Annotated in this window: 22 protein-coding genes and 1 pseudogene; 17 read left to right on the forward strand and 6 right to left on the reverse strand. The window is 48.3% G+C overall.

Annotation, left to right across the window (positions count from 1 at the left end; genetic code table 11):
• Positions 1 to 122: 122 nt before the first annotated feature.
• The 13 genes from DWZ40_RS01745 to DWZ40_RS01805 all read left to right on the forward strand — a co-directional run bounded on the left by DWZ40_RS01745 (position 123) and on the right by DWZ40_RS01805 (position 14,440).
• Positions 123 to 1,052 carry a PfkB family carbohydrate kinase gene (locus DWZ40_RS01745; RefSeq protein WP_118540432.1) on the forward strand — a complete coding sequence of 310 codons (930 nt, stop codon included), beginning with the start codon at positions 123 to 125 and terminating at the stop codon, positions 1,050 to 1,052.
• Positions 1,053 to 1,074: 22 nt separating this feature from the next.
• Positions 1,075 to 1,701, forward strand: a complete 627-nt coding sequence (gene udk / locus DWZ40_RS01750; protein ID WP_118540433.1) for a uridine kinase — start codon at positions 1,075 to 1,077, stop codon at positions 1,699 to 1,701.
• Positions 1,702 to 1,761: 60 nt separating this feature from the next.
• On the forward strand, positions 1,762 to 3,207 hold the full coding sequence (gene nhaC, locus DWZ40_RS01755) for a Na+/H+ antiporter NhaC (RefSeq protein WP_118540434.1): 1,446 nt from the start codon (positions 1,762 to 1,764) through the stop codon (positions 3,205 to 3,207).
• 5 nt (positions 3,208 to 3,212) lie between these two features.
• Positions 3,213 to 4,391: a beta-aspartyl-peptidase gene (gene iadA / locus DWZ40_RS01760; protein ID WP_118540435.1), complete on the forward strand. Its 1,179-nt coding sequence runs from the start codon at positions 3,213 to 3,215 to the stop codon at positions 4,389 to 4,391.
• Positions 4,392 to 4,482: 91 nt separating this feature from the next.
• Positions 4,483 to 5,643 (forward strand): beta-aspartyl-peptidase, encoded by a 1,161-nt coding sequence (gene iadA / locus DWZ40_RS01765; RefSeq protein ID WP_118540436.1) that lies wholly within the window; start codon positions 4,483 to 4,485, stop codon positions 5,641 to 5,643.
• 54 nt (positions 5,644 to 5,697) lie between these two features.
• The gene (locus tag DWZ40_RS01770) at positions 5,698 to 6,792 is read left to right on the forward strand and encodes a GGDEF domain-containing protein (protein WP_243035156.1); all 1,095 of its coding nucleotides are present in this window, start codon (positions 5,698 to 5,700) and stop codon (positions 6,790 to 6,792) included.
• The gene (locus DWZ40_RS01775; RefSeq protein ID WP_118540437.1) at positions 6,789 to 7,043 is read left to right on the forward strand and encodes a Smr/MutS family protein; all 255 of its coding nucleotides are present in this window, start codon (positions 6,789 to 6,791) and stop codon (positions 7,041 to 7,043) included. The genes DWZ40_RS01770 and DWZ40_RS01775 overlap by 4 nt, the downstream gene beginning before the upstream one ends.
• Positions 7,044 to 7,658: 615 nt before the next feature.
• Entirely contained in the window at positions 7,659 to 9,200 is a 1,542-nt protein-coding gene (locus DWZ40_RS01780) for an L-lactate permease (protein ID WP_118540438.1), read from the forward strand.
• 89 nt (positions 9,201 to 9,289) lie between these two features.
• Positions 9,290 to 10,426 carry an acyl-CoA dehydrogenase family protein gene (locus tag DWZ40_RS01785; RefSeq protein WP_118540439.1) on the forward strand — a complete coding sequence of 379 codons (1,137 nt, stop codon included), beginning with the start codon at positions 9,290 to 9,292 and terminating at the stop codon, positions 10,424 to 10,426.
• A gap of 98 nt (positions 10,427 to 10,524) precedes the next feature.
• Positions 10,525 to 11,310 (forward strand): electron transfer flavoprotein subunit beta/FixA family protein, encoded by a 786-nt coding sequence (locus DWZ40_RS01790; RefSeq protein ID WP_118540440.1) that lies wholly within the window; start codon positions 10,525 to 10,527, stop codon positions 11,308 to 11,310.
• A gap of 14 nt (positions 11,311 to 11,324) precedes the next feature.
• Positions 11,325 to 12,254 (forward strand): electron transfer flavoprotein subunit alpha/FixB family protein, encoded by a 930-nt coding sequence (locus DWZ40_RS01795; protein ID WP_118540441.1) that lies wholly within the window; start codon positions 11,325 to 11,327, stop codon positions 12,252 to 12,254.
• Between the two features lie 57 nt (positions 12,255 to 12,311).
• Positions 12,312 to 13,730, forward strand: coding sequence for an FAD-binding oxidoreductase (locus DWZ40_RS01800; protein ID WP_118540442.1), 1,419 nt, complete (start codon positions 12,312 to 12,314; stop codon positions 13,728 to 13,730).
• A 14-nt stretch (positions 13,731 to 13,744) separates the two neighbouring features.
• Positions 13,745 to 14,440, forward strand: coding sequence for an FCD domain-containing protein (locus tag DWZ40_RS01805; protein ID WP_118540443.1), 696 nt, complete (start codon positions 13,745 to 13,747; stop codon positions 14,438 to 14,440).
• Between the two features lie 105 nt (positions 14,441 to 14,545).
• Here the strand turns inward: DWZ40_RS01805 and DWZ40_RS01810 are convergent, their stop codons facing one another.
• The 4 genes and pseudogenes from DWZ40_RS01810 to DWZ40_RS01825 all read right to left on the reverse strand — a co-directional run bounded on the left by DWZ40_RS01810 (position 14,546) and on the right by DWZ40_RS01825 (position 17,996).
• Positions 14,546 to 14,878, reverse strand: coding sequence for a hypothetical protein (locus tag DWZ40_RS01810; protein ID WP_118540444.1), 333 nt, complete (start codon positions 14,876 to 14,878; stop codon positions 14,546 to 14,548).
• A gap of 15 nt (positions 14,879 to 14,893) precedes the next feature.
• The gene (locus DWZ40_RS01815) at positions 14,894 to 15,685 is read right to left on the reverse strand and encodes an SDR family oxidoreductase (RefSeq protein WP_118540445.1); all 792 of its coding nucleotides are present in this window, start codon (positions 15,683 to 15,685) and stop codon (positions 14,894 to 14,896) included.
• Positions 15,686 to 15,804: 119 nt separating this feature from the next.
• Positions 15,805 to 16,305: pseudogene (locus DWZ40_RS01820) on the reverse strand (iron-containing alcohol dehydrogenase); the annotation flags it as partial.
• A 260-nt stretch (positions 16,306 to 16,565) separates the two neighbouring features.
• A complete protein-coding gene (locus DWZ40_RS01825; protein ID WP_118540447.1) occupies positions 16,566 to 17,996 on the reverse strand; it encodes a PLP-dependent aminotransferase family protein in 1,431 nt (476 codons plus the stop codon).
• A gap of 212 nt (positions 17,997 to 18,208) precedes the next feature.
• Here DWZ40_RS01825 and DWZ40_RS01830 point away from each other — a divergent pair, with 212 nt between their 5' ends.
• The 4 genes from DWZ40_RS01830 (at position 18,209) to DWZ40_RS01845 (ending at position 23,108) form a co-directional block, all read left to right on the forward strand.
• Complete coding sequence (locus DWZ40_RS01830; RefSeq protein ID WP_243035157.1) at positions 18,209 to 19,225, forward strand: transglutaminase domain-containing protein; 1,017 nt, start codon at positions 18,209 to 18,211, stop codon at positions 19,223 to 19,225.
• Between the two features lie 4 nt (positions 19,226 to 19,229).
• Positions 19,230 to 20,213 carry a DUF3878 family protein gene (locus DWZ40_RS01835; RefSeq protein WP_118540449.1) on the forward strand — a complete coding sequence of 328 codons (984 nt, stop codon included), beginning with the start codon at positions 19,230 to 19,232 and terminating at the stop codon, positions 20,211 to 20,213.
• Positions 20,214 to 20,365: 152 nt separating this feature from the next.
• Complete coding sequence (locus tag DWZ40_RS01840) at positions 20,366 to 20,965, forward strand: biotin transporter BioY (protein ID WP_118540450.1); 600 nt, start codon at positions 20,366 to 20,368, stop codon at positions 20,963 to 20,965.
• 172 nt (positions 20,966 to 21,137) lie between these two features.
• Entirely contained in the window at positions 21,138 to 23,108 is a 1,971-nt protein-coding gene (locus tag DWZ40_RS01845; RefSeq protein ID WP_118540666.1) for an oleate hydratase, read from the forward strand.
• Positions 23,109 to 23,195: 87 nt separating this feature from the next.
• Here DWZ40_RS01845 and DWZ40_RS01850 read toward each other — a convergent pair whose 3' ends face one another.
• Together DWZ40_RS01850 and DWZ40_RS01855 are read right to left on the reverse strand one after the other, a co-directional pair.
• Positions 23,196 to 24,389, reverse strand: a complete 1,194-nt coding sequence (locus tag DWZ40_RS01850; RefSeq protein WP_118540451.1) for an iron-containing alcohol dehydrogenase — start codon at positions 24,387 to 24,389, stop codon at positions 23,196 to 23,198.
• Between the two features lie 72 nt (positions 24,390 to 24,461).
• Entirely contained in the window at positions 24,462 to 25,280 is an 819-nt protein-coding gene (locus tag DWZ40_RS01855) for a polysaccharide deacetylase family protein (protein WP_118540668.1), read from the reverse strand.
• Between the last annotated feature and the right edge of the window lie 27 nt (positions 25,281 to 25,307).

Consider the following 25,307-nt stretch of genomic DNA (forward strand, 5'->3'; position numbering starts at 1 on the left):
GTCTTCCTGGCTATAATTAAATATTAAATCGATGTAAAATCGAAATCAAGATATCTGCTGCCTGCGCAGCGCGTAAGCAGCAGTGATATAGTATCAAATAAAGGGAAAGTGAGAAACAAAAGATGGGAATTGTAGTGATCGGTGCTGTTTTTATGGATCTTAAGGGGTATTCCACATCCCCGTATATCCCATCCGGACGAAATGCCGGAATCATCGTACAGAACCACGGTGGGGTATCCAGAAATGTAGCAGAGGATATTGCGAATGTAGAATTGAAGCCAACCTTTGTCAGCCTGGTGGATGACAACTCGATGGGAGAGGATATCATCCGCAAACTGGACCGCCATAAAGTAAACACCAAGTATATCCGGAAACTTCCGGATGGCATGGGAACCTGGCTGGCTGTATTTGACCATGAGGGAGATGTGGTGGCATCGGTTTCCAAACGGCCGGACCTTACACCAATTGGGAATATTTTAGACGAGCAGGGCGATGAAATCTTCAAAGATGCAGACAGCATTGCGGTAGAGATCGATCTGGATAAGGATATCATGAAAAAAATCTTCCAGTATGCTGAAAAATATAACAAAGATGTATATGCCCTGGTGTCCAACATGACGATCGCAGTAGAGCGCAGGGATTTCTTAAGAAAGACCTCCTGTTTTGTCTGCAACCAGCAGGAGATGGGGATTCTCTTTTCAGAAGATTATGAGAACAAGACACCGGAAGAACTGGCAGACATTCTGGCAGACCGCATTAAGTCTGCCCGTATTTCCCGCATGGTCGTGACGATGGGCGGAGAGGGCGCAGTCTACGCGGACAGCTATGGAAACCGCGGCTTTGTTCCGGCACTGAAGGTCGATGTTGTCGATACGACCGGAGCCGGTGATGCATTTTTTGCCGGAGTCTGCATGGGTCTCACTTATGGAAAGACCATGGCAGAAGCCTGCAGCATTGGTACACGTCTGGCTTCTACGGTCATTACTACTTCGGAAAACATCTGCCCGCGCTTTATGCCGGAGGAATTTGGAATCAAACCGGTTCAGAAATAAACGATACGGAAGGGAAAAGAACATGGAGAGCATCATAATCGGAATTGCCGGTGGATCCGGCTCAGGTAAATCTACCTTTACAAACAGAATCAAGAGCTATTTTGGGGACGATGTGGCGGTTTTGTACCACGATAACTATTACCGCTGCCAGGACGGAGTTCCGTTCGAGACACGTGTGAAGGTAAATTATGATCATCCGGATTCTCTGGAGACCGATCTTTTGATCGAACACTTAAAGGAGTTAAAGGCAGGAAGATCGATCGAGAGCCCTGTATATGACTACAGCCAGCATAACCGTTCCAACGAAACAGTCCGGATCGACCCGAAGCCGATCATTATCGTAGAGGGAATTCTGCTTCTGGCTGATGAGCGCTTAAGAAGCCTTCTCGACATCAAGGTTTACGTGGAAGCCGATGCTGATGAGCGTATCCTGCGCCGCATTTCCAGAGACGTATCGGAGCGTGGCCGTGATCTGAATGGAATCATTGAGCAGTATCTGACCACAGTAAAACCGATGCATTATCTCTATGTAGAGCCGACCCGTTCCAAGGCTGATGTTGTCATCAACAGTGGTAAAAACGACGTAGCGTTTGACCTGTTTGTCTCCAAGATCAGCCGGCTTCTGGAAGAACGGGAAAAAGAAAGTTAGAAAGCAAAAAGAAATTTAGAAAAATTTAAGAATTAGTGTGAAGAAAAGGAGGACATCCAAATGAAAGAAAAGAAAGAACGGGCCAAACGTTTGCCTACCTTTGCGGAATCGATCACACCGATCATCGCAATGCTTCTGATCTTAACGATCGGAAAGGGCGTATTTGGCTACAGCACAGAGCCGCTTCTGATCATGGTAGCAGCGATCGCGGCATTCATTGCATTCCGCGTTGGTGTGACCTGGGACGAGATGATGGATGAGATCTGCACCAAGATCGCAAAAGGCATGCCTGCAATCCTGATCCTGGTTTGCGTTGGTGCCATGGTCGGCACATGGATGGCAGCCGGAACCATTCCGCTTATGATTTATTACGGCGTACAGATCGTAAACCCGAAATTCATGCTGGTTACCGCATTTCTGATCGAGGCAGTGGTATCCGTTGTTACCGGTACCTCCTGGGGTTCCGTTGCGACCATGGGTGTTGCACTCATGGGAATTGCAAGTGCCCTTGGCGTTTCCCTTCCGGCAACTGCAGGTGCATGTATTGCAGGTTCCTACTTCGGCGATAAGATGTCTCCGCTGTCCGATACCACAAACCTGGCTCCGATCGCGGCAGGAAGCACCTTGTACGAGCATATCGGACATATGTTCTACACCACCGTACCGGCAACCATTGTTTCCCTGGTGGTATATGCCATTGCAGGTATGAATGCAAATGTAACTGCAGATATTACCTCTGATACGGTTACCACCTTACTGGACCAGCTTTCTTCCATGTATAGCTGGAATCTGCTGGTCATCATTCCGGTACTGATCGTTCTGGGCGGTTCCCTGCTTCAGAAACCAACCATTCCGGTTATGCTTCTTTCTACTTTCGTAGCAGGTGTTGAGGGAATCTTCATTCAGCACGTGGAATTAGGCGATGTGCTGAAAGCAACCGTAAACGGCTTTAACGTATCCATGATCCACCGCGCAGGCTTCGACACAGAGACCTGCTCTGAGGCAGTAACCAAGCTGTTAAACCGCGGCGGTATGAACGGCATTATGAGCACCACACTTCTGGTATTCTGCGCATTCTGCTTTGCAGGTATCATGAGTAAGGCAGGCTGCCTGGATGTTGTGCTTCAGAAAATCTTAAGCGTGGCAAAGAGCACCGGTGCGCTGATCACTGCAACCGTTGCAGCATGTATCACTATGGCACTGACAACCGGTAACTCTTACCTTTCTATCCTGATCCCGGGCGAGATGTTCCGTGACGCTTACAAAGAGCGCGGACTGGCAGCCAAGAACCTGTCCCGTACCCTGGAGGATGCTGGTACTGTAGTCGTACCGCTGATCCCGTGGTCCGCAGCAGGTGCTTACATGGCATCCACCCTGGGTGTAGAGACACTGGATTATCTCCCGTGGGCAATCCTGTGCTATACCGGCTGGATCTTTGCAATCATCTGGGGCTTCACCGGTTTTGGTATCGCAAAGCTGAAAGATGAGGAGAAAAAGGAGAACTAAATGGTATGTCCAGAGTACTTTTGATAAAAAATGCAAACCTGTATGATCCGGAGCCACAGGGCCTCCGCGACATCCTGGTGGTAGATGAAAAAGTATTAACTGTGGCAGAGCACATCGATCCACCGGAACTTCCTGTTCTGGTGGAAGTTGTTTCTGCAGAAGGAAAAACGGTGATCCCGGGTTATGTAGACCAGCATGTCCATGTGATCGGAGGAGGCGGTGAGGCGGGGCCTTACAGCCGGACACCGGAAGTCATGCTTTCCGATGTCACAACAGCTGGCGTTACCACCGTGATCGGAGTTCTTGGAACCGATGGAACCGGACGTCACCCGGAATCGCTGCTGGCAAAGGTGCGTGGTCTGGAAACAGAAGGAATCAGTGCCTATATGCTGACTGCATCCTATGAGATTCCGCTTCGGACCATGACCGGAGATGCCAGACGAGACATCATTCTGATCGATAAAGTGCTGGGAATCGGAGAGATCGCATTGTCAGACCACCGTTCTTCCCAGCCGACAAAGGATGAAGTAAAACGGATCCTAACCCAGGCAAGATTGGGCGGTATGCTTTCTGCCAAGGCTGGGGTTGTTCAGTTTCATATGGGAATCGGAAAAAATGGAATCCAGATGCTGTTTGAGATTCTGGATGAAACGGAGATTCCGGCAAGACATATGATTCCGACCCATGTAAACCGGGCACCGCACCTGTTTGAACAGGCGAAAGAGCTGGCACGCCGTGGCGGTTACATTGACATTACCTCTGGAATCCGGGAAGAAGATGGTTTTACAAACTGCATCAAGCCAAGCGAAGCCATCCGCATCTGTATGGAAGAGGGAGTGCCGATGGAGCAGATCACCATGAGTTCTGACGGAAACGGAAGCATGAGCGTTCCGCTTCCGGACGGAGGCGCAAGGCTTCTGGTCACCAGACTTTCCTCCCTCCACGAAGAAGTGCGGGACGCCGTTTTTTCGGGTGTGCCGATTGAAAAAGCCATTCAGATCTGCGGGGCTAATCCGGCAAGAGCCAATGGTCTGTACCCGAAAAAAGGCTGTATCCGCCCGGGAAGCGACGCGGATATCCTGTTTTTGAATGAGGAGTTTTTGGTTGATACCGTGTTTGCGCGGGGCAGAAAAATGGTAGAGCATGGAAAAGCACTGGTAAAGGGAACATTTGAAACGAACTAAGATTTTTAAAGGAGAGCTGCCACATCCCTAAGAGGTTTAGACGGCAGTCTGCTTGTATAGTGAAAAAGAAAGAGACAGGAGAGCAGACATTATGATCAAGTTACTGAAAAATGCAGAAGTTTACGCACCAGAAAAACTGGGCAAAAAGGATCTTTTGATCGAAGGAGAGAAGGTTCTTCTGATGCAGGATACGATCGAAGGTTATGAGGGGCTTCCGGGAGTGGAAACCTATGACCTGGAAGGAAAAATCCTTGTACCGGCTTACATTGATATGCACGTACACATCACCGGAGGCGGCGGTGAGCAGGGACCGGCTTCCCGTGTGCCGGAATCTCAGCTCAGCGAATTTTTCAAGAACGGAATCACCACGGTAGTCGGACTGCTCGGAACCGATGGCGTAACCCGCAGCGTGGAAAACCTGGTTGCAAAGGCCCGCGCCCTGACTGAAGAGGGCATGACTGTCTACACCCTGACCAGCTCCTACGGCTATCCGCCGACCACCCTGACCGGCAGCGTGGAGCGCGACATCATTCTGGTTCCGCCGATGATCGGTGTAAAGGTAGCAGTATCCGATCACAGAAGCTCCAATCCGGGTGGCGAAGAGCTGATCGCCCTGGCAACTGCAGCACGCAGAGCGGGTTTACTTAGCAATACGCCGGGGCTTGTCACCATGCATATGGGTGACGGGGACGGAAAGCTGGATCCAATTTTCTATGTACTGGATCATTCCGACGTACCAGCAAAGAATCTGCTTCCGACCCACATCTTGCGCAATCCGGGCCTGATCGATGCAGGTGCCGAGCTTGTAAGACGCGGCGGCTACATTGACTGCACTGCAGGCGCAGACGATGTTGAAGTCGAAGCGGATACCATGAAGCTTTATGAGCTTTTACACCGCGACGGCGTAAATCTGGATCATGTAACTTTATCCAGTGATGCATTCGGAAGCCAGCCGCGCTTCAATGAAGAAGGCGAGTGCATCGGCTTAACCTATGCATCTCCAAAGTATCTGCACCGCACCATCCAGATCCTGGTAAGAGAAGGTATGCCGCTTGAGCAGGCATTGAAGCTCTTAACCAGCACTCCGGCAGTCTTACTGGGACAGGAAGGAAAGAAAGGCTGCGTGGCAGAGGGCGCAGATGCCGACCTGTTGGTATTAGACAAAGATTTAAACATCGACAGTCTGTTTGCACGCGGTAAAGTGGCTGTGTGGAAGCAGGAAGTGAAGATGAAGGGCAGATTTGAGCAGTAAATAGTTGAGATATCCTGTAGGAATGGAACGTACTGGTACTTCTGGAGAATAAACATGACAGACTTATACTTTTTTATTTTAACTGCCATTAATCTTTTTGTTTTGGTGTTCATGTGTGTATTAGTGCAGCTGAGCGAGAACTTGAATCCAAAGCAGACAAGAAGATTTCTTTTTACCTTCATTCTGATTGGTGGAATTTCCATTCTTGAGATGATTTCCGTTCTGGTGAACGACGGACCAGTCTGGCTGCGTGCAGTCAATATCCTTTCCAATTATTTGGGATTTGGTCTGACGCCGGCAGTGCCGCTCTGTCTTGTTTATACAATGGAGAGGTCCGAACATATGAAATGGAGCCTCCGGGTCGCGATTGGTATGGAAATATTCTATTTTGTGGCATTGACGGTTTCTTTGTTTTCGAAAAGCATGGTCTTTTCGGTGGATGCTGCAAATCATTATTCCAGAGAAGCCGGATTTCGTGTTTATATGCTGATGTACTATGCTGGAATCGGCTATCTTTTGTTCAATACACTGGAGATGGCACAGAGTTTTCAGAACCGCGGAAGAGAGTTGATCTACGGACTTGCCGGATTTCTTGCAGTTGGAACCCTGGTACAGGTTTTGATTCCGTCTGTTCATATCACATGGCTGTGTATTACCTTGATCGCAGTGCTTTTTTTCCTGTACTGCAATGAAATGTGGAACCAGCTGGATGGTCTGACCGGACTTTTAAGCCAGAAAAGCTATCTGAACCGTACTTTGAACTTGCGCGCAGAGGATAAGATGCTGATCGTGTTTGATGTAGACAATTTCAAACAGATCAATGACACGTATGGACATCTGGCAGGAGACCGGTGCCTTAGGGAGATTGCCGGCTGCTTGAACAAAGCCTATAGCCGATATGGAAACTGTTACCGGATTGGCGGTGACGAGTTTTGTGTACTTTTGCGGCAGGTGGAAAAAGAAGAACTCTGCAAGGAAAAATTTTTCTGGATTATGGAAAAACGAAGAAAAGTGGTTTCGATTCTCCCAGGAGTTTCCTATGGAAGTGCAGAACTTCTGGAGAAAGAAAGCATTCGTGATGCGAAAGCACGGGCCGATCAGCAGATGTATGAAAATAAAAAAGAACGCAAGGAGCAGAAACTGAGATGATCAACAATCCGATTATAGAATTCGATGTGCATGGCATGCGCACGGAGGAAGCGGTTGCGGCCGTACAGAAAAAAGTAGAGCAGGCGGAAAGTTCCGTCTATAAAATCAGGGTGATCCATGGTTATAACGGAGGAACCCGGATCCGCAGTGCGATCCGGGAGGAGTTCAGCTATGGGCGTGAACCGAAGGTAAAGCGGATTGTGATGGGAGCAAATGAGGGAATTACAGAACTGATTTTGCGGGAATTATAAAAAAGTGGTTGTTGTGAATGGAATTGCTTTGGCTGATCCATTTCATAACAGCCATTTTTTTATTTCTTTAGAAGGTGTCAGGATGCTGCCATGTTACAAAGACAGGAGTACAAATTGAAAAATTCGTCATTTTTACCTATGAAAATATGCCCGAAACAGGAGGGAAAAACCGTGCAAAAATCTTGTGTACTTGTCGACAAGACAAAAAATGATAGAAAATTCTAAAGCGGAAAAAAGGTGGTTGTTAAATTGGTAACGGAATAAGACTTGTTGAGGAAGGATTGAGGCAGAAAAAGCAGGTGAAATGGTATGTATATATCGACATGTTTGCATGGAAATGCCAAGATTTCTGCATGTTTTGATGAATTGACTGTTCCAATTCTATTCCTTCAAAGTGGATCAACCAATCATACTTTGTTAAGAAAATTACGCCCAAAAACAGCAAAAAAATATTGTAAAAGTTACATATTGAACAAAAACACACGACTGAATATAATCGAATCATCAAAAATGACCGCGGAACATAAAAGACATGAGGGGTTCATATCTCGAGATTTACAGAATTGGTTTAGCAAATGGTTGCAATTGGTTTAGCAAATTTTGGGAGGTGTTTCTATGTTTTCTTTGTTTCTTCTGGCTATGATCCCGATCCTCTGGCTGGTGGTTGCCCTAAGTATTTTAAAAATGCCGGGACACAAGGCTTGTGTGATCGCATGGATCCTGACGGCAGTATTATCGGTTGTTTGTTGGAAGTTTCCGGTTTCCAGCATGGCTACGGCAACATTGGAAGGTGTGTTGAATGCCTTGTGGCCGATCTGTCTGGTTATCATCGCAGCATTATTTACCTATAACCTGATCTTAAAGACCGGGGCAATGGAAGAAATCAAAAAGATGTTAGCGAGTGTTTCCAGAGACAAGAGAGTGTTAATTCTTCTGATCGGCTGGGGATTTGGAAACTTTATGGAAGGCATGGCTGGATTTGGAACTGCAGTTGCCATTCCGGCATCCATGCTGGCAGGTATCGGAGTTGACCCGATCGGCGCTGTTGTTGGCTGCCTGGTTGTAAACTCTACGCCTACCGCCTTTGGTTCTGTCGGAGTTCCGACGGTGACACTGGTTTCCGTAGCCGGAGTAGAGACGATGGCGCTTTCCACCCATGTAGCAATGCTTCAGAGCATTCTGGTGATTCTTTCCCCGTTCCTTTTAGTAGCGATCGGAGCAAGAAGCATCAAAGCATTAAAGGGTATGGTTCCCATGATCCTGATCGCGGCACTGTCTTACCTGATTCCCTGGTACGCAGCAGCGTGCTTTATCGGACCGGAACTTCCGGATATCATCGGTTCGATCTGTTCCATGATTTGCATTGTTCTGGCATCCAGAGTGCTGAACCAGAATCCGGAACCGGAATATGCGATTGAAGTAGCGGAGGATGCGAAAGATCACAAATTCACCGTGGGTGAAGGATTAAAAGCCTGGTGTCCATTCGTTCTGATCTTCATCTTGCTTATGGCAACCTCGAATCTGTGTCCGCCAATCCACAATGCGATTGCAGGAATCAAAACTTCGGTTCAGGTTTACAGCGGCGAAAATGCCGGAAAGCTTTCCTTTAGCTGGATCAACACACCGGGTGTGATTATTTTCATCGCAGCAGTGATCGGCGGTCTGGTACAGGGAGCTACGTTTCAGGAAATGCTTCAGGTACTTGTTGAGACACTCAAAAAGTACTGGAAGACGATCGTTACGATCTGCTCGGTTATGGCAACCGCAAAGATCATGAGTTACAGCGGCATGATCTCCGATATCGCAAATCTTTTAGTAGCAGTTGCAGGAAGTGCTTATCCGTGCATCGCACCGCTGATCGGAGCAGTTGGAGCATTTGTAACCGGTTCCGGAACATCGACCTGCGTGCTGTTTGGCGGACTTCAGAGCCAGACCGCTGCATCGCTTGGATTTGACCCGTCCTGGATGGCGGCAGCCAACGTCTGCGGCGCAGGAATCGGCAAGATGGTTTGCCCGCAGAGTATTGCGATCGGTGCAGGCGCGATTGGAGCAGTAGGATCTGAGAGTAAGATCCTCGGTGCAGTATTTAAATACTTTGCACTGTTTGTAGTACTGGCCGGCATTATCTGTTATGCGGGCGTGCTGATGGGAATCTGATCCCTCACCTCAGCACAAATCAAAATGGTATTTATGATTCAACAAATACATTTATATGACAATGAATTTCTGAAAGGGAGGATATGGATATGAGTTACATTATTTCTGAGGACGGCAAGGAGCTTTTAAAGGATGTCCGCGATTTCTGCATCAATGAAGTAAAAGAGCAGGTGAAGGAATACGACATTTCCGGTGAGTGGCCGAAGGAGATTTACGATCAGGCCATTGAGATGCAGCTTCATATGATGGATGTTCCGGAGGAGTACGGCGGACTTGGTCTGGATCATATGGACCAGGCAGCTATCATGGAGCAGATCGCATGGGCCGATGCCGGTGTGGCAGTTACCTTAAACGGAAACGGCCTGGCATTAAAGCCGGTGCTCTTAGCAGGAAATGAAGAGCAGAAAAAGAAATGCTGCGATATCATCATCAATGGTGGCTTTGGTTCCTTTGCCCTGACAGAGCCGAATGCCGGATGTGATGCAGGCGCTGGAAAGACTACTGCAGTCCGCGAGGGCGATGAGTATGTATTAAATGGAAGAAAGTGCTTTATCACCAACGCAAGCGTGGCTGATTTCTTTGTAGTTACCGCTATGACTGCCAAGGATCAGGGGACAAAAGGTATTTCAGCCTTTCTTGTATACAAGGGAACTCCTGGCCTGAGTGTAGGAAACCATGAGAACAAAATGGGTATCCGCTGCTCAACCACCAGTGATGTACTTCTGGAGGATGTCCGCATCCCGGCTGAGAACCGTCTTGGTGAAGAAGGAACCGGTTTCATTACCGCAATGAAGACTCTGGATCTGGCACGTACCTGGTGTGCAGTTATCGGTGTCGGTGTTGCACAGAGATGTATCGATGAGGCAGTTGCTTATTCCAAACAGCGCGTACAGTTTGGCAAGCCGATCTGCAAGAACCAGGCGATCCAGTTCAAGATCGCAGACATGGAGATCCGTACCGAGGCATCCAGACAGCTGATTGCACATTCGATCCGCCTTGCTGATATGGGACTTCCGTTCAGCAAAGAATCCGCAGCAGCAAAGTGCTTTGCAGGTGATTCTGTAATGCAGACCGCAATCGATGCAGTACAGATTCTTGGTGGTTACGGTTACAGCCGTGAGTACCCGGTAGAGAAGCTGATGCGCGATGCAAAGATCTTCCAGATCTTCGAGGGAACCAACGAGATTCAGCGTATGGTAGTAGGAAGAGCCGTAATCGGGAAATAAAATAAGAAAGTCCGCGTATTCCGGGAAACAAAAAAGACAGCTTTCCCGGAATGCGAAAAAAGATAGCAAGAGAGAATCAAAGGAGGATATAAAATCTTATGGATATTCTGGTATTTGTAAAACAGGTTCCGGATGACAGCGTGGAGATCCATTTAGACGCTGCTGGCACACCGGCAACAAAAGATGTAGAAAAGGTGACAAACGCATTTGATACCTATGCACTGGAGCTCGCAGCCCGTTACACCGAGGCGAATGGCGGTGAGGTTACCGTGGCAGCAATCGGAACCGAGGACTGCACCAGCATGATGAAGAATCTCCTGGCAGTTGGAGCAAAGAAAGCATACTTATTCAAAGATGAGGTATTTGCCGGAGCGGATGAAGGCGCAGTGGCAGCGTATCTTGCAAAAGTAGTAAAAAAATGCGAAGCAGAAAACGGTCAGCCTTACGGCATGATCCTCTGCGGTAAGGAATCTACCGATGAGATCAGCGGCCAGGTAGGTGCCCGTCTCGCTGAAATTCTTGGAACCGGTTTTGTATCCAGTGTGATCGAAGTAGAACCGCAGGATGACAGCCTTGTTGCAAAGCAGGAGACTGAGGAAGGTTACATCCGTTACCGTGTGGCACAGCCGTCAGTATTTACCATTGCAAAACCGGCATACGATCCGCGTTATCCAAACATCAAGGCAAAGCTGGCAGCAAGAAAAGCCGTTGTTCCGGTATTCACTGCAGCAGATGCAGAGGTTTCCAAAGTAGAAGCCAAGGTATCCTTAAAAGGATACAGCGAGCCGCCGAAGAGAAGCGCAGGCGTCCGCATCAAGGAAAAAGAAGCAGCAGAAGCTGTCCGCAAGGCAATGGAAAAAATGCTGCAGGATAAGGCATTGTAAGGAGGAGACCGAACATGAAAGTACTGGTATATATCGAAGCAAAAGAAGGAACCCCTCTGCAGGGCAGCCTGGAGCTTCTGTCCGCAGCAAACGGACTGGGCGAGGCATCTGCAGTAGCAGTAGAAGATACTGAGGCAGCGAAAAAAGCTGCAGAGTATGGTGCAAAGGTTGTAGTCTTAAAGACCGGTGACTCATCAGAAGATGCACAGGCAGCAGCGCTGGAGGGTTATATCAAAGAGACTCAGCCGGAACTGGTGCTGTTCTCTGGAAGCCAGCTTGGCAAAGATCTGGCACCGCGTCTGGCACAGCGCTTTGATGCAGGCTGTGTTACCGATGTAACCGTCATTGAGAAGACCGATGCAGGTGTTGAATTTGTACGTCCGGCTTACGGTGGCACGGTTCTTGAGCGTCTGAGTGTGGCAGGCGGCATTCAGTTCGCGACCGTCCGCAGCGGAAGCTTTGCAAAGCCGGAAGCAGCAGAAGGCAGCGTAGAAGAAAAAGAGACAGGCGTATCCGATGCAGGAAAGGCTAAGATCGTAGACGCAGCAAAAGAAATCGCAGAGGCAGTGGATTTGGAAGGTGCTGATGTCATCGTAACCGGCGGCCGTGGTATGGGTGATGCAGAAAGCTTTAAGCTGGTAGAAGAACTGGCAGCCCTGCTTGGCGGCGTTGTTGGAGCATCCCGTCCGGCAATCGAAGAAGGCTGGGCCTCCCGTGCACATCAGGTTGGACAGTCCGGTAAGATCGTTGCACCGAAGCTTTACATTGCCTGCGGTATATCCGGAGCTATGCAGCATGTGTCCGGAATCATGGGTTCCAAATACATTGTAGCGATCAACAAAGATGAAGCAGCATCAATTTTTGATATCGCAGATGTGGGAATCGTGGGAGATGTCAAAGAAATCCTTCCGCTTTTGATCGAGGAGATTAAAAACAGAAAATAATGTTCATTCGATTTGATTATTGGTGAGGCTTACATTATAATATGAGGAGGAATTACAATGGAAAAATATAATCAGCTGACTCCGGAAATTATCGCCCAGATTCAGGCAGTGTCCGATCATGTTCTCGTGGGAGACGACATCAACGTAGATTTCGCAAGAGATGAGATGCCGATCTACGGCACCCATATGCCGGATCTGGTTGTACAGCCGACTTCTACCGAGGAAGTTGCTGCAGTCATGAAGATCTGCTATGAGAACACCATCCCGGTTACGCCAAGAGGTGCAGGTACCGGTCTGGCAGGCGGTGCAGTTCCGTTACTTGGCGGAGTTTTGATGGACACTTCCAAAATGAACCGGATCTTAAACTACGATATGGAGAACTTCGTAGTCGAGATCGAGAGCGGCGTGCTGTTAAACGATCTGGCCAATGACTGCTTAAGCAAGGGCATGATGTATCCGCCGGATCCGGGCGAAAAGTTCGCATGTGTAGGAGGCAACGTATCCACCAATGCAGGCGGCATGAGAGCTGTGAAATATGGCGCAACCCGTGATTATGTACGTGCTATGACCGTGGTTCTTCCGACTGGTGAGATCACCCATCTGGGCGCAACCGTTTCCAAGACCTCTTCCGGTTATTCCCTGTTAAACTTAATGATCGGCTCCGAGGGAACCCTTGGTATCATCACTGAGCTGACTTTAAAGATCATTCCGGCTCCGAAGGTAGTAGCATCCCTGATCATTCCGTTCGAAGACTTAAACACTGCACTTTCTGCGGTTCCGAAGATCAAGATGTCTGGTTTAAACCCACAGGCAATCGAATTCATGGAGCGTGAGATCGTGTTAAGCTCCGAGCGCTACATTGGCCGCAGCGTATTCCCGCAGGAGTTAGAGGGCCAGCAGATCGGTGCTTATCTTCTGGTAACACTGGATGCAGGAAGTCAGGATGAACTGGATACCATGCTGGAGCAGATGGCAGAACTGGTTCTGGATGCCGGCGCTATGGATGTTCTGGTTGCAGATACCCCTGCCAAGATCAAAGATGCATGGGCAGCACGTTCTTCCTTCCTGGAGGCAATCATGCATGAGACAAAGCTGTTAGATGAGTGTGACGTTGTAGTTCCGGTCAATAAGATTGCAGATTACCTGGATTTTGTGAACAAGACCGGCGAAGAGTGCGGTCTGACCATCAAATCTTTTGGCCACGCAGGAGATGGAAACCTTCACATCTACCAGTGCTCCAATGACCTGGAAGAGGAAGAGTTCAAGTCCCGTGTTGATAAATTCTTCGAGATCATTTACAAAGAAGCAACCAATTGCGGTGGTCTGGTATCCGGCGAGCATGGTATCGGTTCCGGCAAGATCAAATATCTGATCGATTCAGTTGGTGAGACCAACATGGCTCTCATGGAAGGCATCAAGCGTGTCTTTGATCCGAAGATGATCTTAAATCCTGGAAAGGTCTGCTATCGTCTCTAGGAGGATGACGTTACGTGGAAGAGAAAAACAGTCAGAAAGCATACGAACGAGTATTTGATTATTTTACGGCGGAGATTACCTCAGGCAATCTCCGCCTGAATGATAAGATCCCGACGGAGCGTGCTTTATCGGAAAAACTCGGAGTCAGCCGCAATTCAGCGAGAGAAGCGCTTCACGTTCTTGAGATGATGGGGCTGATTGAGTGCATTCAGGGAAGCGGAAACTATATCCGCTGCAACACAAAGGAATACATGACCAGGCTCATGTCCCTGACCATGGTATTGCAGCATATCGACCGGACGGAAGTGTTTGAGATACGCTGCGGATTTGAACAGACGGCACTGGCCGCAGCGATGGAAGATGCAAAACCGGAAGAATTGGAGCGGATGCATGAAGTACTGGAGAAGATGGACCAGCCGATGAGCGCCCAGGATAGTGCGGCGCTGGATATACAATTTCACAAGATCCTTATGGAAATGTCACATAATGAGCTGATGATCTTTTACGTGGATCAGATGGAAAATCTGTTGAAACTGTTTGTGAAGGACTTAAGAACGTCGATTCTTTCCGACCGGCGTCGTGCTGCCGTTTTAAGAAAAGCACACTGGGATATTTATGAGGCGTTAACGGTCCGCGATGAGGCGGCGGGCGCGAAAGCGCTGAAGAAGCATTTTAGCGTTGTGCGCAAGCATCTGGAGAAACTGATCTGAATGGACTGGGGAAAAGCAAAAATCCGGCAAAAAGCCGGATTTTTTGTTTGTGCGGAAAACGCGCTTACGTTTATGCTTAAATGGAATTTTTTAGACTTCTGTCCGTTACTTAGGACGTACCGTCAGTCTTCGGATATGCCCGTCTGCAGATAACTGCTGCAGGGTAGCAATGGCCATCACATGGTAACCACTGAAACTTGCGATAAACTCTGCCTGGGATGGACTTAAAATGGTCGGTTCCAGTATGGAGTATTGTTTACAGAGAAATTTGTTCCGGAAGAACATGGAGATGGCTTCCTTCCCGTAGAGATGATAGTCATGCTGGAGTGTTCCGTTGGCACAGTAGTCACAGTAATGACCGTCCTTGGTAAAGAGGCTCCCCAGCCCTTCATAATCTTTATTTTCTATGGCATCAATGTATTGTTCGATTGGCAGCATCTGTCAAAACCCCCTTTAATAAACTTTTTCTGTATTTAAAAGCGCATCGGTACCGCCATCCACAAACATGACAATGCCGTTGATCCCGCAGGCTTTTTCAGACGCCAGAAATACAATGGCCAATGCAATTTCTTTTGGATCCATGAAGGTTTCCTGACCGTAGCGTGTTGGAATCGGAAGGGCATTTAAGGAGGATTTGGCGCTGTGTGACATGGTAGCGGTCATGGCACTGCCGACATTGCCTGGCGCGACAGCATTGATTCGGACACCATTTGCCGCATAGGATGCAGAGTGGCGGCGGACCCAGCGCGCCAGGGCATATTTGGAAGCAGCATAGATGCTGTTTCCTACGCTTAGATCGGAGGCATCGAGTGAGGAAACTACGCTTCGGATTTTGTGTTCATCGTCCCCGCAGTTATTTAACAGATCTGCGATATCCATGCGTGAAAGATCCTGGGAGATGATATTGGAAGAAACCGCCACGCAGCTTCCATGCTTTTTCTCCAGCAGGTCATAGGTCCCTTTGATGATCGACACGGCACCAAAGTAATTCAGGGATATGATTTTGGTGAGATTTCCGCATGCGCCGGAAACCGCTGCACTTAAGATCAGACCGTCAAGACCTTCCGGATGCAGTTCGTGCAGCTCGTCGATGACTTTCTGACGTCCTTCCAGTGTGGTAAGATCTGCCGTGATATCGCCTTTTAAAAGGTCGATGTTTACCACCTCATGTCCCTCTTTTTTCAGTAATTCTACCGTATTGGCCCCAATTCCGTGGGAACCACCGGTTACAGCGTAAACACCCATGGGTATTCCTCCTCAAAATATCTTGATATTGAAAACAGCACAAAGCCCGGCATAAGCCAGGCTTGCGCAAATGTATTTGGCAAAATGTTTGATTGAAAAGAAGCGGAACAATATTTGACATGCCAGTCTACGATTGCCATCTTGACGTGACGGCTGGTATCAGTAATGATACAGAAGCGGGTAATCTCAGAAGCAGTACCGGCGGTTGTGTTGATCGCGATCATCGGGCACATTGGTTTGGTGGACTTATCCACACCTTCGTAATCCCGGATATCGCCGCCGTTGGAAGCAACCAGACCGATGGCTTTTGCACAGTCGTGGGAAGAACCGCCGCCGAGAGAAATGATGGAATCACAACCCTCTGAACGGAACATCTCGAGTCCGCTTACGACATTGGTATCTTTCGGGTTTGGCTCTGCACCGCCGAATACAACACTATCTACACCGGCTTTCTTCAAAATTTCCTGAATGTCGGCTGCCATACCGGAAGAAGCAAGGAAGGAATCGGTCACGATCATTGCTTTTTTGCCGCCGAGGCTCTGCATCAGGGTACCAGCCTCCTGGACGGAATCTTCACCGAATAAGTTTCTGGTTGGTAAGAAATAGTAAGTTGTTGCCATAAGATACACGCTCCTTTTCCTGATAATGTAATTTTTGATGCTTTCGATTTCGAATCAAAAGCCTTCAGAATACAGAACCGAAAAGTGATTTCGAGGAAATGATTTCCTGTGGGGAATTGTCCCAGGCGGTTCCGTTCGTTCGTCATGGCTACATCATAACAGGATATTGGTGCTTGAAAAACGGCCAAAATAAAAAATAATTTAGATACCAGAGATAACGGAGCGAGGATCAGTCCCTGAGACGGAAATGAGACTCTCTGCTACCACTGGATAAAGATGTTTCCCAGCCTTCTTACAGTCTCCATCAGTGTGCGTTCATCCAGGTCGCAGTAGTTTAGGACCAGCACATGTTCGTATTCCGGGCGGATTTCCGTACAGAATTCGGACAGGCAGGCCAAGTTGATGCCCTTGCTTCTGGCCGCCCAGCGGATCTCCACATCGGTCATGGAGGTATCCAGATAGACAAGCAGGTGCGTGCCGCAGCTTCCGCCGGTGATGCGGGATGCCGGGATCAGGGTGCTCTGCTTTAAGATGCGCAGCAGGCGTTCGCCCTCCTGGCGGTAATATTTTTTCAGACGGCTTAAGTGCCGTTCAAAAGAGCCGTTTTCGATAAAGCGGGCCAGAGCATACTGCTCACAGCTGGACGCAGAGTTGGAGTAGAAGTTGGCTCCGGAAATGTAACGGCTCATCAGCTTCTTTGGCAGAACCATATAGCTGATGCGGATGGCCGGTGCAAGACTTTTGCTGAATGTATTCATGTAGATCACCCTATGACTGGTGTCCATACTCTGTAAGGCAGGAATGCTCTTGGTTGAGTAACGGAATTCGCAGTCATAGTCGTCTTCGATGATATAGCGGTCTGAAGTTTCCGAAACCCAGGAAAGCAGTTCCTGGCGACGCCCGGCAGTCGTAACTGTGCCGAGGGGGTAGTGGTGCTCCGGAGAAACGTGGAGAACGTTGGCGCCGCTCGCCCGAAGACTTTCCATACTGACACCGGAGTCATCCATTTCAAGACTTTTCCAGGAGAGTCCAAACTCCTCGTAAATACGAGGAATCTTGCGGTATCCTGGATTTTCCGCACCATAAACAGAGTGCTCCGGCAGAAGTTTGATGAGTTTCTCGTAAAGGTATTCAATGCTGGCACCAATGACAATGCTTTCCGGAGAAATCCGCATACCGCGGGAACGGTACAGATAGTCTGCGATTGCAGCGCGCAGCGCCGGGACTCCAAGGAAGTGTGCCCTTTCAACCAGCTCCAGCTCGTATTCACTTAAAACCTCCCGTATGGTTTTTCTCCATAAGGAAAAGGGAAATTTTTCGTAAATGGTGTTGTTAGAGGTGAAGTCCGCATACCAGCTGTCTTCTTTGTAAAGTGGTTCCATTTCTTCTGCATTTTTAGCCTGTGCAGGAGAAGAATAGGGCGAAAACGCGGCACGGTCCGGCTCAGCCGTCAGCTTTGCGGCAAAATATCCGCGTTTTTCCTCGGAGGTGATGTAGCCTTCCGTCAGCAGCTGATCATAGGCATTCATGACTGTGCGTACACTGATCTGGTTATCCGAGGCGAGTTCCCGCTTGGAAGGAAGCTTTGTGCCTGACGGGATGCGGCCGGTCAGGATATCTTCTTTTAAACAATGGTAGAGAAATTCGTAGAGGGGGCGAGTCCCCCGTTTGGAAAAATCGTATATTAGCATAATCTGGTATCCTCGACATAATGAAAACTGGTATCTGTTTAATGAGATTATAGCGCTAAAATCAATATTTGTCTGCAATAAAAAGAAATTCGATGCAAAAATCAGGAAAGAATGTTATAATCGACAGAAAGTAATTGCAGTGTGGAACTGATGTTTTGTAATTTGCAGAAAGAAGTAGAAACAAGATGGCTGGAACCTATTATTATGATCATATGACAAAACCCCGTCAGGCGGCTTACCGTAGCATGCTTGCGGGTCTTACAGAACTCTCGGACAGCTTCCAGCTGCCCCTTTTGGAGGCGAAGGAGCTTTCGGAGGTATTTTTGCTGCTCCGGCTGGATCATCCGGAACTTTTCTGGGCATCCGGATTCCGGTTCCTGCATTACCAGGATTCCCCAAACCTTATCATGAAACCAGAGTATCTGTTTGACAAGGGCAAGATCCGGGAACATCAGAAAGCGATGACGGCACGGGTGGAAAAGCTGGTCCGCCCGGCAAAGACATTTTCCGAATGGGAAAAGGAAAAATATATTCACGATTTTATCTGTGAGAATATCCGCTATGACAAGTTAAAGAAGGCCTATTCCCACGAGATCATTGGTCCGCTTGGGCAAGGCGTGGGTGTTTGTGAAGGGATTGCCAAAGCAGTAAAGATTCTTTGCGATGCGCTTGGAATCTGGTGCATGATCGCGATTTGCGGCAATAATCCGGAAAAAGGCATCAAATACCGCCATACCTGGAACATTGTCCGGATTGATGGCACCTATTATCATCTGGATGCCACGTTCGATAACAGCCTTGGAAAATGCAGCGTGACCGGGGAGGAAATCCGTTACGATTATTTCAATCTGGACGATAAAGCCATCTTCCGGGATCACGAACCGCTGATCGCACCGGCACCAGCCTGCAGCAATAGTGATCATTTCTATTATAAAGAAAAGAAATTGTCGTTTACCAAACTGGAGGATGTAAAAAAACGGGCACTGCAGGCAGCAAAGAAGGGAAAACTCCTGACGTTTCACTGGCGGGGCGGTTATCTGACAAAGCAGGTTTTGGAGGATTTGCTGGAACAGATCCAGGAGGCTGGCAAGGAGCGCACAAAAACGCCGCATGTCAGTCTGAACTGGTCTCAGGCAGTTTTGCGCATCCGCTATACGGATGACGCAGACATAACGCCAGCAGAACCGGATATCAATATGGAAGAAGCAAACGAAGGAGAGCAGGAATAACGCTATGAACGCATATCGGATGCTGGAAATTTTGATCCAGCAGAATCAGTTTGAACTCCTGAAGGGGAAAGATGAGTTTCACACACCGCAGGATATTCGCCTGGTTTACCTGATGAACGATGCAGTGGAATGTTTTCTGACGTTTCGGAATGCGCGCATCACCGGAGACTACCTTGCAGAGTATGACGGAGAACTGGAAACGCATCTGGACCGGAAGGAAGAACGTTCCGCGCTGGTGGTTCATCAGGGGCACAATGTTTTTACAGTGTTTTTTGAAAAGCTGGAGCCGGAATATCATCTATACGATTACGGGCAGATCGGCCATTTCTGGGTGAAAGGCTATGAATATCTGCGGCAGTTAGAGTACCGCATTGCCATTTTGTGGGACAAATACGAATATATGGGAGAAGACTGCTGCAATGAGGAGGAACAGAAGCTGGCCTGGCTTGCAAAGTTCCCGCCTTTGAATTTTACCTGTTACCCGTCTGTGCCGCCACAGTATCTCCCGGACCGGGAGGATGGCTGGGTGCTGGCAGAAGAAGCATGGGAGGTCATGCTGGAGCTTGCAAAGGAAAGCGATGATCGCTCTTTACAGCGGGTACTTGTGAGATACTGCAAACACCCGGGCAAATGGATGACAAAGTATGTGGCAAGGCTTCTGCACCGGAAATCCCACGCAAAGACAATAGACCTTTTGGCAGAAAAGCTAAAGACGGCAGCATCCGCTTACCCAGACCGGAGCTTTGGACCAGAGCGGGATGACCAGTATGAGGTTGTCATGAAAGCGGCGCGGGAAGGACAGAAGGTTCTGGCAGAAAAAGGAATCCAGTCTGTGGTTCTTCGGGAAGAACCTTTCGTGGAAGCGGCAGATACCCTGGATTTCAAGGCACATCTGATGATCTGGATGCCGGGGATCGTGAACCGGAAAACAGAAATCCGGACGTTTTGCTATGAAAGTAAGAAAGAGGAAAAAACCGTTCATTCTTGATTCTTGTTTGTAACTGAGCTATAATTTCAGAAAGATTTCAAGGAAAAAGGCTGGAACGTTCAAATAAATGAACGCTCCGGCTTTTTCTTGTCTAATGAAAGAAAAATGGGTATAATGGTTCGTGGATATTTACAGAAGGGACAAAATACATTATGAAAGAAAAAATAATAACATCCCGAAGTGCATCCCGCAGTCTGACGATGGATGTAGCAGTCAGTGGCCTGTTCGCAGCACTGATCGCAATTGGGGCATTTATGAAAATTGTGATCCCGGTTGGTGTAGATACCATGAATTTCACCCTGCAGTGGCTGTTTGTGCTGTTGGCTGGATTGCTGCTTGGGTCGAAACGGGCGTTTCGAAGCGTTGCCACGTATCTGGTAACCGGATTAATTGGTTTCCCGATTTTTGCCCGTGGCGGCGGACCGGCTTATCTTTTAAGACCAACCTTTGGTTTTCTGCTTGGCTTTGCTATTGCCGCATGGATGATGGGCTTCCTTAGCGAAAAGCTTCGTCCAACCAAAGCTATTTCCTGGTTTTGGGTTACCCTGGCAGGCTATACCGCATATTACGGAATGGGAATCCTTTATTTTTATATGATCACACACCTGTTGTCCTCCCAGACACCGACAGCACTTCGTGTGATCTTCGGCGTATATTGTCTGCCAACCATGCTTCCGGATCTGATGCTTTGCGCACTCGCGGTTATGATCGCAGGACGGCTGCGTCCGGCGGTACAGGTTTCCCTGAAGTAAACGGGATTTCCGAAAGGTTACCTGTTTTTACATGGAAATTCGACTTACGGATAATAATTGTATGTCTGGGGATCATAAATTAAAAAATGATGGATCGCCATAATTTGGGCGCTCCATTGTTTCTATGAGTATCAAGGGTTATATGTTTGCAGAAAAGAAGGAGAAGAATACGATGAACAAGAAACTTGCCAAGTTTGGAGCAGCATCGCTTCTGGCCGTAGGAGCCGGGACCATGCTCATGAAGAAGAATGGTATGGGAACAAAAAATTCACAATCCAAAGCACAGCGCCAGAAAGAACTGGAGGAATATCGCAATACCGAGCGCGGGAAACAGACAAAGAACAGCAAGGGAATCTATTATTCAAACGGTAATTATGAGGCCTTTGCACGTCCGGAAAAACCGGAGGGTGTGGATGAAAAATCGGCTTACATTGTAGGAAGCGGTTTGGCAGCTCTGGCAGCAGCCTGCTTCCTGGTTCGTGACGGACAGATGAAGGGAGAACATATCCACATATTGGAGGCTATGGACATTGCCGGTGGTGCCTGCGATGGCATCGAGGATCCGCTCCGCGGTTATGTGATGCGAGGCGGTCGGGAGATGGAAGACCATTTTGAGTGTCTGTGGGATCTGTTCCATAGTATCCCTTCCCTGGAGACACCGGGAGCATCCGTGCTGGACGAGTATTACTGGCTGAATAAGCATGACCCGAACTACTCCCTCTGCCGTGCAACCAAAAACCGTGGGGAAGATGCCCATACCGATGGAAAGTTCAACTTAAGCCAGAAAGGCTGCATGGAGATCATGAAGCTGTTCTTTACCCGCGATGAAGACCTTTATGACAAAAAAATAGAAGATGTTTTCGATGATGAGGTATTTGGCTCGACGTTCTGGCTGTACTGGCGCACCATGTTTGCTTTTGAAACGTGGCACAGTGCCCTGGAGATGAAGCTGTATTTCCAGCGCTTTATCCACCATATCGGCGGACTCCCGGATTTCTCTGCATTGAAGTTCACAAAATACAACCAGTACGATTCCCTGATCCTGCCGATGCAGAAATATCTTGAGGACGCAGGGGTGCAGTTCCAGTTTAACACCCGTGTGACCAATGTGATTTTCGATATCGAAGGTACGAAAAAGACAGCGAAGAAGATTCTCTGCAGCGTAAACGGAATGGAGACCGAGATCCCGCTGACCGAAAAAGACCTTGTCTTTGTCACAAACGGAAGCTGCACGGAAGGAACCATTTATGGAGACCAGAACCACGCACCGGTGGGAGATGCCGAGCGTCGTGTCAGCGGATGTTGGGAGCTGTGGAAAAATATCGCAAAACAGCATGACGCATTTGGACATCCGGAAAAGTTCTGTTCCGATATCGAAAAAACCAACTGGGAATCTGCGACGGTCACCACGTCCGACGATACGATCATTTCCTATATCCAGAAGATCTGTAAACGCGATCCGCGAAGCGGACGCGTGGTAACCGGCGGCATTGTAAGCTGCCAGGATTCCAAGTGGCTCTTAAGCTGGACTATCAACCGTCAGGGACAGTTCAAAAACCAGAAGAAGGAAGAAATCTGCGTCTGGATCTACAGCCTCTTTACTGACGTGCCGGGCGACTATATCAAAAAGCCAATGAAAGAGTGTACCGGTAAGGAAATTACGGCCGAGTGGCTGTACCATATGGGAGTGCCGGCAGACCAGATCGACGACCTGGCCGAAAACCACGCTGTCTGTGTACCGACCATGATGCCGTATATTACTGCCTTTTTCATGCCGAGAAGAAAAGGCGACCGCCCGGATGTCATTCCGAATGGCTGCGTAAATTTCGCATTTCTGGGACAGTTTGCCGAGACTCCACGCGACACCATCTTCACAACCGAGTATTCTGTGCGTACGGCTATGGAGTCTGTATATGGTCTGCTTGGTGTAGACCGCGGTGTACCGGAGGTGTGGGGCAGTGTCTACGATATCCGTAATCTCTTAGACAGCACGGTCAAACTGATGGACGGAAAATCCCCGCTTGAGATGGAACTTCCGGGACCGCTTAATATGTTGAAGAAACCATTATTAAAGAAAATCAAGGGAACTGTAATTGAAAAAGTTCTGCGTGATCATGATATCATTCGTGATGGGATGATTTGAAAATAACCATTTGATTCACTTTAATAGGGCCGTGTGAGTTGCCTTTTGGCAACTCACACGGCCCTTGTCATATACTTAAATTGTTATTTAGAATTTCGAAGTATGATTTGCATTTTTATAGATTTGGTAAATGTCTTCTTCCTGAAGAGTCCGGAATGTTCCAATCGTTCGTGTCCGGTGATAAGTGCAGCGGTAGGCCAGATCGTGCAGGGTTGTATCATCCTGGAGTCCGATATCTTTGTTCTCTTCGAAAGAAGCCGGCATGCCAATGGAGCGGAAAAAGGCAACCGTTTTCTCGATTCCTTCCATAGCGGCCTGGGTTTCATCGGAGGTGGTTACACCCCAGACATTTTTTGCGAAACGTGCAAAGCGGGAAATTTTTGTGTTGCAGACGAATTTGGCCCAGGAGCCCCATACCGTCGCGAGGGAAGCGCCATGTGCTGTATCAAACATGGCAGAGAGCTCATGACCAAGCTGGTGGACCGCAAAGTCTTTGCTGCCTCCAAGCCCGGTCAGCCCATTGTGGGAAAGAGAACCAGCCCACATCAGTTCACTCATAGAATCATAATCGTGCGGATCCTGGACAGCAATCCGACCGTTTGCAATGACCGTGCGAAGAAGCGCTTCTGCAATTGCATCAGTCAGTTCATTTTCCAGAGGATTAAAATAGCGGTCCATGGTATGCATCATAATATCCGTGACGCCGCAGGCAACCTGGTATGGCGGAAGTGTCAGCGTGAGCTCCGGATTCATGATGGCAAAACGGGGACGGTTTAATTCTGAGCCAAGACCGCGTTTTACGCCATCTGCAAGATTGGTTAAAACTGCAGAATCGCTGGATTCGCTTCCGGCAGCGGAAATCGTTAAGATTGCACCGACAGGCAGTGCGGTATGCGGAGTTTTTTCTCTGGTCCAGAACTGCCAGATGTCAGTAGGAGCATTTGCGGCACCAATTGCAATCGCTTTGGCTGTATCGATGACAGAACCACCGCCGGCTCCCAGGATAAAGTCAGCACCAAATTTGCGGGCAAGCGTTACGCCTTCTCTGGCATGTTCCAAGGTTGGATTTGCCTTTGCGCCGCCAAAGAGTTCATAAGGAATCTGACTTTCTGTCAAAATCTGGCAAAGCTGCTGCAATAAGCCGCTGCGTTCGATGCTGCCGCTTCCATATACAAGGAGAACACGGTTTCCACCGTATTTGCGGATGTAATCGGCAGTCTTTAACTGGGCATCTTTTCCGAATACGATTTCGGTAGGGCAATGATAGGTAAATGCATGCATGATAAGTATATCCCTCCTTTTTCTACTGATAGTAATCATAGCATGAAATGTCAGATAATTCCAGTTGCTTTCCTATTTTTGATCCGTATTAACAACTTCATCCAGGCTTCCAAAACGGTAACCCATTTCTTCCCATTTTGTCAGTAATTCATCGAGAATTTCCCCATTGGTTTTTGAAGTGCTGTGCAGCAGGACAATGGCACCCGGATGGATGCGTCCAAGCAGCTTTTGAAACGCTTCTTCATGTGAGGGCTGTTTGTTCTCATACCAGTCTACATAAGCGAGACTCCAGAAAAAGGTGTGATAGCCCATTTCCTTCGCCATTTTCAGATTCGATTCGCTGTATTTTCCCTGGGGCGGACGGTAGTATTTTTTCATGGTCTGCCCGGTGACCTCCTGGTATTTCACTTCCAGTTTTGATAATTCTTCGGAAAAAGATGCCTGGTCGGCAATCTTTGACATATCCGGGTGATGCCAGGTATGGTTGCCGACGGTATGTCCTTCTGCAACCATGCGTTTGACTAATTCCGGACTGGTTTCGAGGTAATTTCCGACCAGAAAAAAGGCAGCAGGAGCGTTATGCTTTTTTAAGGCATCCAGAATAACTGCGGTGTTTCCGTTTTCATATCCGGCATCAAAAGTAAGGTAGATGACAGAATCGTTTGTATCTGCAATATAATGTGCCTGAAACTGTTTCAGGTAGTCGGAAGTAGCGTTGGCAACCGGGGGCTTTCCTTCCTGCTGGAAGCTGAGACCCCAGTTTTCGTAAGCGGGGGAAAGGTGGGAAGATGAGGAAGCGGTAAGTCTGCTTCCGGTGTTGTCTGTTGGAGAGTCAAGAACCTGCCTGTCGGTTTTGGATGTTATTTTTAGGTTCGAAATAGCATGTGCCACAACACCTCCAGCAAAAAAAGCACACAA

Origin of the sequence: Clostridium sp. AF32-12BH, assembly GCF_003477935.1 — a bacterium.
GTDB lineage: Bacteria > Bacillota > Clostridia > Lachnospirales > Lachnospiraceae > Brotaphodocola.

Coding starts and splice junctions, on each gene's coding strand:
- DWZ40_RS01745 (WP_118540432.1), top strand. CDS start 123: ATGGGAATTGTAGTGATCGGTGCTGTTTTTATGGATCTTAAGGGGTAT.
- udk (WP_118540433.1), top strand. CDS start 1,075: ATGGAGAGCATCATAATCGGAATTGCCGGTGGATCCGGCTCAGGTAAA.
- nhaC (WP_118540434.1), top strand. CDS start 1,762: ATGAAAGAAAAGAAAGAACGGGCCAAACGTTTGCCTACCTTTGCGGAA.
- iadA (WP_118540435.1), top strand. CDS start 3,213: ATGTCCAGAGTACTTTTGATAAAAAATGCAAACCTGTATGATCCGGAG.
- iadA (WP_118540436.1), top strand. CDS start 4,483: ATGATCAAGTTACTGAAAAATGCAGAAGTTTACGCACCAGAAAAACTG.
- DWZ40_RS01770 (WP_243035156.1), top strand. CDS start 5,698: ATGACAGACTTATACTTTTTTATTTTAACTGCCATTAATCTTTTTGTT.
- DWZ40_RS01775 (WP_118540437.1), top strand. CDS start 6,789: ATGATCAACAATCCGATTATAGAATTCGATGTGCATGGCATGCGCACG.
- DWZ40_RS01780 (WP_118540438.1), top strand. CDS start 7,659: ATGTTTTCTTTGTTTCTTCTGGCTATGATCCCGATCCTCTGGCTGGTG.
- DWZ40_RS01785 (WP_118540439.1), top strand. CDS start 9,290: ATGAGTTACATTATTTCTGAGGACGGCAAGGAGCTTTTAAAGGATGTC.
- DWZ40_RS01790 (WP_118540440.1), top strand. CDS start 10,525: ATGGATATTCTGGTATTTGTAAAACAGGTTCCGGATGACAGCGTGGAG.
- DWZ40_RS01795 (WP_118540441.1), top strand. CDS start 11,325: ATGAAAGTACTGGTATATATCGAAGCAAAAGAAGGAACCCCTCTGCAG.
- DWZ40_RS01800 (WP_118540442.1), top strand. CDS start 12,312: ATGGAAAAATATAATCAGCTGACTCCGGAAATTATCGCCCAGATTCAG.
- DWZ40_RS01810 (WP_118540444.1), bottom strand. CDS start 14,878: ATGCTGCCAATCGAACAATACATTGATGCCATAGAAAATAAAGATTAT.
- DWZ40_RS01815 (WP_118540445.1), bottom strand. CDS start 15,685: ATGGGTGTTTACGCTGTAACCGGTGGTTCCCACGGAATTGGGGCCAAT.
- DWZ40_RS01825 (WP_118540447.1), bottom strand. CDS start 17,996: ATGCTAATATACGATTTTTCCAAACGGGGGACTCGCCCCCTCTACGAA.
- DWZ40_RS01830 (WP_243035157.1), top strand. CDS start 18,209: ATGACAAAACCCCGTCAGGCGGCTTACCGTAGCATGCTTGCGGGTCTT.
- DWZ40_RS01835 (WP_118540449.1), top strand. CDS start 19,230: ATGAACGCATATCGGATGCTGGAAATTTTGATCCAGCAGAATCAGTTT.
- DWZ40_RS01840 (WP_118540450.1), top strand. CDS start 20,366: ATGAAAGAAAAAATAATAACATCCCGAAGTGCATCCCGCAGTCTGACG.
- DWZ40_RS01845 (WP_118540666.1), top strand. CDS start 21,138: ATGAACAAGAAACTTGCCAAGTTTGGAGCAGCATCGCTTCTGGCCGTA.
- DWZ40_RS01850 (WP_118540451.1), bottom strand. CDS start 24,389: ATGCATGCATTTACCTATCATTGCCCTACCGAAATCGTATTCGGAAAA.